The organism is Allomesorhizobium camelthorni (assembly GCF_011045125.1).
Classification (GTDB): Bacteria; Pseudomonadota; Alphaproteobacteria; order Rhizobiales; family Rhizobiaceae; genus Allomesorhizobium; species Allomesorhizobium camelthorni.
On the sequence record NZ_JAAKZF010000121.1, the window covers coordinates 1 to 10,423 of the forward strand.

The 10,423-nt window shown below is 59.3% G+C and carries 10 protein-coding genes; 6 read left to right on the forward strand and 4 right to left on the reverse strand.

Features of this window, described 5'->3' with window-relative positions; genetic code table 11:
* Nucleotides 1–2 precede the first annotated feature (2 nt).
* The 4 genes from G6N73_RS32520 to hemC all read left to right on the forward strand — a co-directional run bounded on the left by G6N73_RS32520 (nt 3) and on the right by hemC (nt 4,003).
* Nucleotides 3–1,172: an ABC transporter permease gene (locus G6N73_RS32520; protein ID WP_165034039.1), complete on the forward strand. Its 1,170-nt coding sequence runs from the start codon at nt 3–5 to the stop codon at nt 1,170–1,172.
* On the forward strand, nt 1,165–2,100 hold the full coding sequence (locus G6N73_RS32525) for an ABC transporter ATP-binding protein (RefSeq protein ID WP_165034040.1): 936 nt from the start codon (nt 1,165–1,167) through the stop codon (nt 2,098–2,100). Before G6N73_RS32520 ends, G6N73_RS32525 begins: the two co-directional genes overlap by 8 nt.
* Nucleotides 2,097–2,831, forward strand: coding sequence for an ABC transporter permease (locus G6N73_RS32530; RefSeq protein ID WP_165034041.1), 735 nt, complete (start codon nt 2,097–2,099; stop codon nt 2,829–2,831). The genes G6N73_RS32525 and G6N73_RS32530 overlap by 4 nt, the downstream gene beginning before the upstream one ends.
* A gap of 242 nt (nt 2,832–3,073) precedes the next feature.
* Nucleotides 3,074–4,003, forward strand: a complete 930-nt coding sequence (gene hemC / locus G6N73_RS32535) for a hydroxymethylbilane synthase (RefSeq protein WP_165034042.1) — start codon at nt 3,074–3,076, stop codon at nt 4,001–4,003.
* A 299-nt stretch (nt 4,004–4,302) separates the two neighbouring features.
* Here the strand turns inward: hemC and hemH are convergent, their stop codons facing one another.
* Together hemH and G6N73_RS32545 are read right to left on the reverse strand one after the other, a co-directional pair.
* The gene (hemH, locus tag G6N73_RS32540; RefSeq protein WP_165034043.1) at nt 4,303–5,334 is read right to left on the reverse strand and encodes a ferrochelatase; all 1,032 of its coding nucleotides are present in this window, start codon (nt 5,332–5,334) and stop codon (nt 4,303–4,305) included.
* Between the two features lie 926 nt (nt 5,335–6,260).
* A complete protein-coding gene (locus G6N73_RS32545; protein ID WP_165034044.1) occupies nt 6,261–6,482 on the reverse strand; it encodes a hypothetical protein in 222 nt (73 codons plus the stop codon).
* Nucleotides 6,483–6,484: 2 nt separating this feature from the next.
* On the opposite strand from G6N73_RS32545, the gene ccmA reads away from it, so the two are divergent.
* Together ccmA and ccmB are read left to right on the forward strand one after the other, a co-directional pair.
* On the forward strand, nt 6,485–7,135 hold the full coding sequence (gene ccmA / locus G6N73_RS32550) for a heme ABC exporter ATP-binding protein CcmA (RefSeq protein WP_165034045.1): 651 nt from the start codon (nt 6,485–6,487) through the stop codon (nt 7,133–7,135).
* Nucleotides 7,132–7,791 carry a heme exporter protein CcmB gene (gene ccmB / locus G6N73_RS32555; RefSeq protein ID WP_165034046.1) on the forward strand — a complete coding sequence of 220 codons (660 nt, stop codon included), beginning with the start codon at nt 7,132–7,134 and terminating at the stop codon, nt 7,789–7,791. The genes ccmA and ccmB overlap by 4 nt, the downstream gene beginning before the upstream one ends.
* Nucleotides 7,792–8,516: 725 nt before the next feature.
* Here ccmB and hemJ read toward each other — a convergent pair.
* Nucleotides 8,517–9,053 (reverse strand): protoporphyrinogen oxidase HemJ, encoded by a 537-nt coding sequence (gene hemJ / locus G6N73_RS32560; RefSeq protein ID WP_165034047.1) that lies wholly within the window; start codon nt 9,051–9,053, stop codon nt 8,517–8,519.
* 5 nt (nt 9,054–9,058) lie between these two features.
* A complete protein-coding gene (hemE, locus tag G6N73_RS32565) occupies nt 9,059–10,093 on the reverse strand; it encodes a uroporphyrinogen decarboxylase (protein WP_165034048.1) in 1,035 nt (344 codons plus the stop codon).
* Nucleotides 10,094–10,423 lie beyond the last annotated feature (330 nt).

The following is a 10,423-nucleotide window of genomic DNA, read 5'->3' on the forward strand; positions in this document are numbered from 1 at the left end:
CATTGCCGAAACGAGCCGTCGGCCTCGACAAGCTCGGTGTTGTTATCGCGCTCGTCCTCGCCGGCGCCTGGCTTCTGCTGCCCTTCGCCGATTTCAAGCCCAACCGCATCCTTCCCGGCGAGCCGCGCTCGATCTTCTTGGCGCTCCCTCCGATTTATGCCGTGATAATAGCGCTGGCGCTGGGCATCTCTATTTTCATCAGCCTTCTGAAATTTCCCGCCATCCTGCGCCTTCTGCTCGGTTTCATCGGCCTAGTCGCTCTCGTCTTGGCGATCGGCGTCGCCGGTTATCACCTGACGCCCGAAGGCGATAGGCTGGCGCGCATCGCGCCGGGTGCGGGCTTCTGGGTTCTTGCGAGTGCCTATGCCCTCCTTGCCGCCGATTCCCTGACGCGCCTGCGCCTCGGACCCTGGCCGCGTCTCGCCATGCTGGCGCTGGTCGCCATAGGCATTGGCGCGCTTCTCTGGAGTGGGGCATGGGACGAACTCTCCATCATCAAGGAATATGCCAGCCGCGCTGAAGCTTTCTGGCGGGAGGGGCAGACCCATATCACCCTCGCCGTCGGTTCGCTGATCGTTGCCACCGTCATCGGCATCCCGCTCGGCATCGCTTGTTATCGCGACAATCGGCTGCGCACGGTCGTCCTCAACATTCTCAACGCCGTCCAGACCATCCCTTCGATTGCGCTGTTTGGCCTCCTCATCGCCCCTCTCGGCGCATTGGCTGCCGCAATGCCGGCCCTCGCTGCCATCGGCGTTTCCGGCATCGGCGCGGCGCCTGCCATGGTGGCGCTCTTCCTCTACAGCCTCCTGCCGGTGGTCTCGAATACCGTCGTCGGCCTTCTCGGCGTCCCCGAAGATGCCAACGACGCTGCCAGGGGCATGGGCATGACCAACCGCCAGCGTCTCGTCGCGGTCGAGCTGCCCCTGGCCTTTCCGATAATAATTGCCGGCATCCGCATCATTTTGGTCCAGAATATTGGCATCGCTACGATTGCAGCGCTCATCGGCGGCGGCGGCTTCGGTGTCTTCGTCTTCCAGGGCATCGGCCAGACCGCGATGGACCTCGTGCTGCTGGGCGCCGTGCCTACCGTCGGCCTGGCCTTCGCTTCCGCTGTCATCCTCGACGCCCTCGTCGAAATGGTTTCGCCACAGGAACCCTCCAATGATTGAGATCGACCAGATCACCAAGACCTATGGCAACAGCGCAGTCGTCGATCGCGTGACGATGAAAGTCGAACCGCACACAATCGCTGCCATTGTTGGCACGTCGGGTTCGGGCAAGACCACACTCTTGCGCATGATCAACCGCCTAGTCGAACCCACTACCGGCACCATCCGCATCGATGGCGAGGACACGCGTACTGTCCCCGCCTACGAATTGCGTCGCCGCATCGGTTACGCCATCCAAGGCCACGGCCTCTTTCCCCACCGCACGGTCGGCCAGAATATCGGCACGGTCCCGAAACTTCTCGGCTGGGATAAGGCCCGCATCGCCCGCCGCGTCGATGAACTGCTCGATCTCTTCCAGCTCGAACCCGGCCAGTATCACGACCGTATGCCCAGCGAATTGTCCGGCGGCCAGCAGCAGCGCATTGGCGTGGCCCGCGCCCTTGCCGCCGAGCCCAATATCCTGCTCATGGATGAGCCCTTCGGAGCGCTCGATCCCATCATCCGCGCCCAAGCGCAGCAGAACCTCATCGACATCCAGAAGCATTTCGGCACCACCATCGTGCTCGTCACCCACGACATGGAAGAGGCCATTCGTCTCGGCGACAGGATCGCGGTTATGGACGAGGGCAAGATCCTGCAATACGCCACCCCCCAAGAGATCATCGCCCGCCCCACGACTGGATTCGTCGATGAACTCATCGGCACCGGCGAGCGCCCCTTCCGTCTGCTTTCCCTCGCCTCGATCCGCGAGGCCGTCGAACCCGGCGAAGCCAAGGGCACCCCCATCTCCGCCGATGCTACCCTGCGCGATGGCCTCGCCGAACTCCTTTGGTCCGGCCGCGCCGCCTTGCCTGTCGAGGACGGTGGCCAACGCATCGGCCGCGTAACGCTCACCGAACTCAATCGCCGCGCGGCCCGCCCGCAATGAGATGGCCCTTAATCATAAGGCTGCTCGTTCTGGCGCTGCTGATCGCATTTTTGGTCTCGCCCGAAAGCTTCGCCTTCCTGCTCCGGCCGCTCATCAAGAACGGCCAGCCCGCCATCTATGATCGCGGGAGCCTGTGGAGCCTCACCCTCAGCCACCTCGCCATCACCTTCGCCGCCACGACGATGGCGACCATCGTGGCCCTCAGCCTCGCCATCCTTGTGACGCGCCCGTTCGGGGCCGAATTCCTGCCGCTCTCGCGCAGCCTCGCCAATATCGGCCAGACCTTTCCGCCCGTCGCCGTGCTGGCTTTGGCCGTGCCCATCTTGGGCTTCGGCAACGCCCCGACGCTCATGGCGCTTTTCCTTTATGGACTGCTGCCGATCTTCGAAAATTCCCTCACCGGCCTCACCACCGTGCCCCCAGCCATCACAATGGCGGCGCGAGGCATGGGCATGACGGGCATGCAGCGCCTCACCCGGGTCGAACTGCCTTTGGCCCTGCCCGTCATCCTGGGCGGCGTGCGGCTTTCAACCGTGATTTCGCTGGCCACCGCCACTATCGGTTCAACCGTGGCGGCGCGGACGCTGGGCGAGATCATCATTGCCGGCCTCGCCGCCAGCAATACCGCCTTCGTGATGCAGGGCGGCCTTATCGTCACCGCGTTGGCGGTCCTAATCTACGACGGTCTCTCGGCCCTCGAACGTTTCTTTGTCGCGTGTACCAGAACGTGACAATACCCCTCTCGGAATGTTGTCGGTTCTGCCCATGTCGGAAAGCTTGCCCACAAGTGCCAGCCGGGTTCCGGTCGGAACAAGGAGGATGAACCAGGACCAAGCTTGACAATCATTGCCCCATGCAAGTCAAGCCAACTCTGTCTCACTGACGCTGACGCCGGACAATGGAGTCCGTTCGTTGATTGCGATGACGTTTAAACCGGTTTACGAGAACAGTCGGTAACAATGGAATAGAGCGGATGCAAACAAAACCTTTTCGTATCGGTACACGCGGCAGTCCGCTTGCACTGGCACAGGCCCATGAGGCACGCGACCGTTTGATGGCAGCCCACGGCGTTCCCGAGGAAATGTTTGAGATCGTCGTGCTGACGACGCGCGGCGACCACATCACCGACCGGGCGCTCGCCGAAATCGGCGGGAAGGGGCTATTCACCGAAGAGCTAGAAGCGAAGCTGCTTTCCGGCGACCTGGATTTTGCCGTTCACTCGGCAAAGGACATGCAGACAAGTCTCCCGGAAGGGCTCCATCTTTCGGCTTACCTGCCGCGCGAGGACATCCGCGACGCCTTCATCGGGCGCACGGCCCGCAAGCTGGTCGAGTTACCCCATGGCGCGACCGTAGGCTCCTCGTCGCTGCGTCGGCAGGCGTTGATCCGCCGTTTGCGGCCCGACATCAGCGTCGTTACCTTTCGAGGTCAAGTCGACACACGGCTACGCAAGCTCCAGGAAGGTCAGGTCGACGCGACGCTGCTGGCGCTCGCAGGACTGAAGAGGCTCGGAAACGTAGGCGTTATCACCGATCTTCTCGAACCGGAAGACTTTCCGCCAGCTCCGGCGCAGGGCGCCATCTGCTTCGAAAGCCGGATCGGCGATGCGCGGATCGACGATCTCCTTGCAGCCGTCAATGACCCCGTGACGTTCGATACCGTCTCCTGCGAGCGCGCATTCCTTGCCGCGCTGGATGGCTCGTGCCGTACGCCGATAGCGGGTTATGCTGTTTGCGAAGGCGACCGAATCTGCTTTTTTGGCCTGATCGTCACACCCGATGGAAGCCATGAACACGGGGTGACGATCGATGGCAATCGTCGCGACGCCACCGCGCTCGGTCATCGGGCGGGAACGGACGTAAGGGAGCAGGCCGGCAGCAGCTTTTTCGAGAACTGGAGCTGAGAGACGATGCGGGTGATCGTGACGGCGCCTGATGGGACATGTGTCCATCGGCCCCCTCTTGGCCGCTTCACATGCCCGGGATATTGGAGGGAGCACTTTCCCTTTCCACCCGCTCGGGACCGGTTGCCACCAACGAGCATGGAAGCGGTCCGCGCGATGGATCAGTTCGGCCCCGCACTCGTTCCGTAGCTAAGGCGAAGCGGAAAACGCAAGGAAAGCCAGGTCCGCGACGGTTCAATCTTCGGAGGGAAGCGGTGTCGACCTGCCAATCTTGTCTCCAGGCTTTTCCCGCAATTGGCCTATACCCAGCCCATCAATTCCCTTCGCACCGCCTTCTCCAGTACATTCAGGCCGTCTTTGCTATCGTTAAGGCAGGGAATATGCGTGAATTTCTCGCCACCATTTTGATGGAAGGAGTGAGCGGCTTGCTCGGCGATCTCCTCCAGCGTCTCCAGACAGTCGGAGACGAAGCCGGGATTGATGACGGCGATGCGTTTGACGCCGTCCTGTGCCAGCTTTTCGACCGTCTTGTCGGTATAGGGTTGCAGCCATTCCTCCGGACCGAAGCGGGACTGGAAGGTGATTATGAATTTGTCTTCCGGTAGTCCAAGCTTCTCGCGCAACAGGCGCCCGGTCTTCTGGCACTGGCAATAGTAGGGATCACCCTGCTGGAAATAAGACATCGGGATGCCGTGAAACGAGGCAAGCAGCATGTCCGGCTGCCAGTCGAGCGTTCCAAGATGTTTCGTTATGGAATTGGCGAGCGCCTCGATATAGGGCGGATCGTCGTGATAATCGGGAACGGTGCGCAGTGCCGGCTGCCAACGCATGGCCATCAGCTTCTCGAAAGCCTTGTCGTTGACTGTTGCCGTGGTCGCGGCCGCATATTGCGGATAGAGCGGGAAGACAAGGATGCGGTCGCAGCCTTCGTCCTTCAGCGCCTGGATGCGTGAGGCAATTGAAGGCTGTCCATAGCGCATCGCCCAATCGACCTTCACATTCAAATCCATCAGCCGCTCCGCCATCAGGGCAGACTGGTTTCGGGTGTAGGTGCGCAGAAAGCTCTCGTTCCTTTCCTTATTCCAGATCATCTCATAGGCCTTGCCCACCTTTTGTGGGCGGGTATTCAGCACGATGCCGAAAAGGATCGGGTACCATTTCCAGCGCGACCATTCGATGACGCGCCGATCCGTCAGGAATTCGCGCAGATAGCGTCGCATCGACTGGTAGTCGGTGCCGTCGGGCGTACCGAGATTGACGAGAAGGACGCCGACTTTTCCGATTCTGACGGAGGGTTCGTCCGCCTGTTTGACGGAAATATCTGCAGTCATGGAAAACCCCAATGTTGACAGGTACAGGACCGGGCCGCTCTGTCACCCATGCAGAAAACAAAAGCCCACCCGGGAAGGCCCGAGCTGGTCTTCTGAAGCGACCGGGTTCGGGTTGCCGTTAGCTTCGGCAATCTTTCTCCAGAGCGTTGCGTCATCGCTCCATACGCGTCGGCACAGTTGCCCTCCGCGAGGTGGCGAAGGTGGAACTTAAGCTAAGTTCGCTGGTCCCACCGCCGAGAGGCGTGACCACTTCGATCACGTCGTTGCTTTGCATATCCCTTCCCGGCTTCTCAATCTGGCATCCTGTTTCGCGTGTTGATCGCGAATCCGAGTGGGTCGGCGCGACGATGCTTTGGAAAATGACCTTGCAACGCTGACGAGGGAAATCACCTCTCGTCATAGAGTCGATAGACAATCGTTATTGTCGCTCGCTGCTTGGGAATGATATTGCAGCGAGTAATGCCAAGCCGCATCGCGCCTCGAAAGCGACGTTCCTGTTACGCGGAGAAGTCTAAGCCGCGATCAGTCGCCGTCTCGGCAATCCATGCCGTCGCGGTTCGCACAACTGGTGACGCAAAGTTCGCGCAGTGAGCCCTGAGAGAAGCTCGTACATGGCTCACGAGAACGGAAAAAGGAGCGCGGGGCTTTGGGGTCATTCATGAGCTGCATGAATAACTCAAACGCATTTTCACGATCTAGCGCCTCTTCGACAAAATGGTCAGTTTGCGTGCCAACGCACTCGAAGACCGATCAGAAGATGATCAGACTCTGCGGGAGCCTAGGCTCACCTCCATCAACCGATCGGAGGGGCGGTGACCAGATCAAGAGTTTGACCGTGCGCGTAGCCGCATTGCCCATTTGCGGTTCGTCGATGGCTCGTGAGGTCGAGTAGAATGGAAGGGAAGGGCGCCCTGAGCAATCCCATATCAAAGTGTTCCTGAGATGATCTTCGCATCATACGGGCGATTGGCAAGAATGGAGCTCTGGCCCCGTGGTGAAAGATTCATGTTCAGCGCGAGGATGAAATGCACGCCGGCCGCTGGTGTGGTTTCAAGACTTTGCAGATGATTTCGTAAAGACCTGCCATAGCGCACAGAGAAAAAGATGCGTCTTGACGCACCGCGAACCGCAGAAGAGAAAGAATACATGGATGCAACTCGCCGCTGAAACTCTGGCTGCCCGACGCGGTGACGATCTGATTTTCGTTAATATTTCCTTTCGCTTAACGGAAGGTGACGCCTTGGTCCTGACTGGCCGTAACGGCTCGGGGAAATCGACTTTGCTGCGTGTCGTGGCGGGCTTTCTGAGACCCGAAAAGGGGTCGGTCACATTCACTAATTCGGGAGGCCGGACCAACCGGCGCCCGAGCGAAGTCAGCCACTATCTCGGCCACCGAAATGCAATGAAAAATGAGCTTACGATTGCCGAGAATCTCGAATTCTGGCGCTCGTTTCTGGACGACGGTTCACAGGCGCCGACGGCCTCGATCGAAGATGCCGCAGAGGCGGTTGGCCTTGGCGGCATTACCCATCTTCCCTTCGGCTATCTTTCCGCAGGCCAGCAGCGTCGGTTCGCCTTCGCCAAGCTGCTCGTCGCCCATCGGCCCATCTGGTTATTGGATGAGCCGACGGCCGCGCTCGACACCAACGCGGACAAGCTGTTTGCTGCGCTGATCGGCGAACATCAAAGGAAGGGAGGCATCGTGCTTGCCGCGACGCATCAACCGCTCGGGCTCAGCAATGTGCAGGAATTGCGCATGAAGAGCTTCGCCGGAGGAGAAGCGGGGGTTTGGGGAGCATGATCGCCCTCTTTTTCCGCGACCTTAAACTTTCCGTCCGGGCAGGGGGCGGGGCACTGATCGGCATATTGTTCTTTCTCACTGTCGTTGTGGTCGTTCCGTTCGGCGTAGGGCCGGATCTCAATCTGCTTTCCCGTATCGGACCCGCCATCGTCTGGATCGGCGCCCTGCTTGCCGCTCTGCTCGGGCTCGACAGGCTGTTTCAAGCAGAAAGGGACGACGGATCGCTCGATCTCCTGCTAATGCAGGAGACACCACTGGTGATCACCGTCATCGTCAAATGTGTCGCGCACTGGACCGCGACGAGCCTGCCGCTGGTGATAGCCTCGCCGCTTCTTGGCCTCTTCATGAACATGAACGAGGCTGCGATCGGCGCAACCATGCTGACGCTGCTCGCCGGCTCGCCGGCGATCACTTTCATCGGCGCGGTCGGCTCGGCTGTCGCGGTTGCGCTCCCGCGCGGCGGGCTTTTGGTGTCGATCCTCGTACTGCCGCTGACGATCCCGGTCCTCATCTTCGGTGTGAGCGCGAGCTATGCGGCCGACCAGGAACCGGCTCCGTTTCTGCCGCCTTTCCTGATATTGATCGCTCTGACACTTTTCTTCGCGGTCATCGGTCCGGCGGCGGCGGCCTTGGCGCTCAGGAACACGGCCGATTGATTGGCCTTTCAATTGCGGTAAGCCCGGCTCTTTGCGATCTGGGGATGGAACGATCCTTTTTCCTGCCGTCAGCCGCGCAAGCATACAGCGCGATATCGGCAATGCCGTGGTTCGATTAGATACGGGACACTCGGCTTTGGAGACGCACAGCGCAGAAATCCGGACGCGATCGCCGGATTACCGGCTGCCTAAATCTCTTGCTTGGGCTGCACAGGGTCGTTTCGACGCTCTCGTATATGAGGGCACAGAAGCCATCGCCACGGCGAAGCCGATGACACCGTAACGCGCGGGAATAGAAACCATGACGGTTGGACATTTCCCAGTGAAAAAGTCTCCGAAGGAGTGTCGTCTCAGAGGAACTCAGCTTGGGAGTGGATGGGTCGCGCGCGCTTGCACACACTTCGCAAGTCGTGACCGTGTGTGGACCGCAGCCGAAATCAATTACTGCTATCGCGCACACCGCATGTCACCCGGCTAGTGCTGGAATTCCTGACGTACTTAGATAATAGTTGAGGAGAAAGGAATGCTGTTGCCTCGCACAGCAGGCGGTTTCGGTGTCCCGGCTTTCTGTCGCATCTTCGCTCCTGTGACGGGCTACGATGAGCGAGAAATCCTCCATTCCTCATTGAGCCAATTTTGTCTCACTGGCGCTGACGCCGGACATGCTATCGTGTAAAGAAAGGGCGGCAGTTGCCAGGAGTTTTTGTCCTAAGAACTCGTCGCCACTAAAACGGCTTGACCACCACGAGGACAACGATCGCTATCATCAGAAGCGTTGGTGCTTCGTTCATGAAGCGCCAGTAGCGTGCGGAGCGCCGGTTTTCATCGCGCGCAAAGGCTCGCACCGCACGGCTGAACAACATATGCACTGCCGTCAACGCAACGACCAGCCCAATCTTCGCATGAAGCCAACCACCATGAAATCCATGGACGGACCATGCCAGATTGAGTCCTAAAATCCAGGTGAGCATCATGGCCGGGTTCATGATGATCCGGAGAAGGCGTTGCTCCATCACTTTGAAAGTTTCTGACTGCGCCGAGCCGGGCTCCGCGTCCGCATGGTAGATGAAGAGGCGCGGCAAATAGAAAAGGCCCGCCATCCATGAGATCACGGCAACGACGTGTGACGCCTTGATCCAGAGGTACAGATTGTCCGGCCGCCAGATGAACAAGCCGGCAGCCAAAAGGACGAAGAATACCAGCGCCAAGCGGGCGCGCTTGCGCGCGTGGCTGCCAGCGCTGGTATCCGTCTGCTTCTCCAAAGCGCTTATCCTCTCCAGTCACGGACGCGCTCAGCCAGCGCCCTCACATGATCGGGATCTGCCTGAGGGGTGATGCCGTGTCCAAGATTGAAGATGAGCGGACCGTTTCCGAGGTTTTGCAGAATGTCATCAATACCGTCATCGAGTGCCGTTCCGCCGGCAACAAGGCGCATCGGATCTAGGTTGCCCTGCACAGGCCCCTCCTTTTGCAATTCCGCTGCAAATCGCAAAGGTACTGACCAGTCCAGCCCGATTGCGTCTGCCTGGGTCTTCCGCCTGTAATCTTTGAGCAGGTATCCGGCACCTTTCGCGAAGGCGATGATGCGCGCCTGCGGCCGCCTTGACTTTACCGACGCAATCATGCGCGCGACCGGCTTGATCGCGAACGCTTCGAATTCCTTCTCTCCAAGGACGCCGGCCCACGAATCGAATATCTGCAAGGCATCCGCACCCGCATCAATCTGTGCCACGAGATAGTCCGCGGAGATATCGGCGAGAAACATAAGAAGATGCTCAAAGGATTCCGGATGGGTGTAGGCAAAAAGGCGGGCTGGGGCCTGATCTGGCGTACCCTGGCCAGCGATCATATAGGTCGCCACTGTCCATGGAGCGCCGCAGAAGCCTAGCAGCGCCGTCTCCTTTGGAAGCTCGATGCGAAGACGTCGCACGGTTTCGAAAACCGGTCTCAGATGAGAAAGCACCCCGGCTCCATTGAGTGAGCGTATACCGTCATCATCGATCGCGTCCATCTGTGGTCCATGCCCTTCCAGGAACCGCACGTTACGACCGAGAGCATCGGGGATGACCAGAATATCGGAGAAGAGAATGGCCGCATCAAAGCCGTAGCGTCGGATGGGCTGCAACGTCACCTCGACAGCATGGTCCGGCGAGTAACAAAGATCGAGGAAGCTCGCGAGCTTGGACCGCGTTTCCCGATATTCCGGGAGATATCGACCCGCCTGCCTCATCAGCCATAGCGGGGGCGGGACGAGGGTTTCCCCATTGAGAACCCTCATGAATTTTCGGCGCGTATCGCTCAATCGCATCGTCCCCACATAAAACCAAGGATATTTTAAAAGGCTCTATTTCTTAGAGTGGGCTTCTATGAAGGATTAGAATTCATCCACCGCCCACGCCACTTGTCACCCCCTATTGCTCACAGCCAACGGAGCAGAAAACATAAGGCTCCAAGAATTGTGGTAATGGAAAAAATACTCAAACATTTTCGCAACTTGCGGACCTATCCGACCAGTCCCGCTCATATGTAAATCTTACGCGCGGACAGCTAGTGTAGCCAGGAATAGATCGACCTGAGTCTCCTTCACCTCAGGCCGCGCCATATACCCAGCGTCAAACGTAATGCCCGTTAC

Coding starts and splice junctions, on each gene's coding strand:
- ccmA (WP_165034045.1), top strand. CDS start 6,485: ATGCAACTCGCCGCTGAAACTCTGGCTGCCCGACGCGGTGACGATCTG.
- hemC (WP_165034042.1), top strand. CDS start 3,074: ATGCAAACAAAACCTTTTCGTATCGGTACACGCGGCAGTCCGCTTGCA.
- hemH (WP_165034043.1), bottom strand. CDS start 5,334: ATGACTGCAGATATTTCCGTCAAACAGGCGGACGAACCCTCCGTCAGA.
- G6N73_RS32545 (WP_165034044.1), bottom strand. CDS start 6,482: ATGTATTCTTTCTCTTCTGCGGTTCGCGGTGCGTCAAGACGCATCTTT.
- G6N73_RS32530 (WP_165034041.1), top strand. CDS start 2,097: ATGAGATGGCCCTTAATCATAAGGCTGCTCGTTCTGGCGCTGCTGATC.
- G6N73_RS32525 (WP_165034040.1), top strand. CDS start 1,165: ATGATTGAGATCGACCAGATCACCAAGACCTATGGCAACAGCGCAGTC.
- ccmB (WP_165034046.1), top strand. CDS start 7,132: ATGATCGCCCTCTTTTTCCGCGACCTTAAACTTTCCGTCCGGGCAGGG.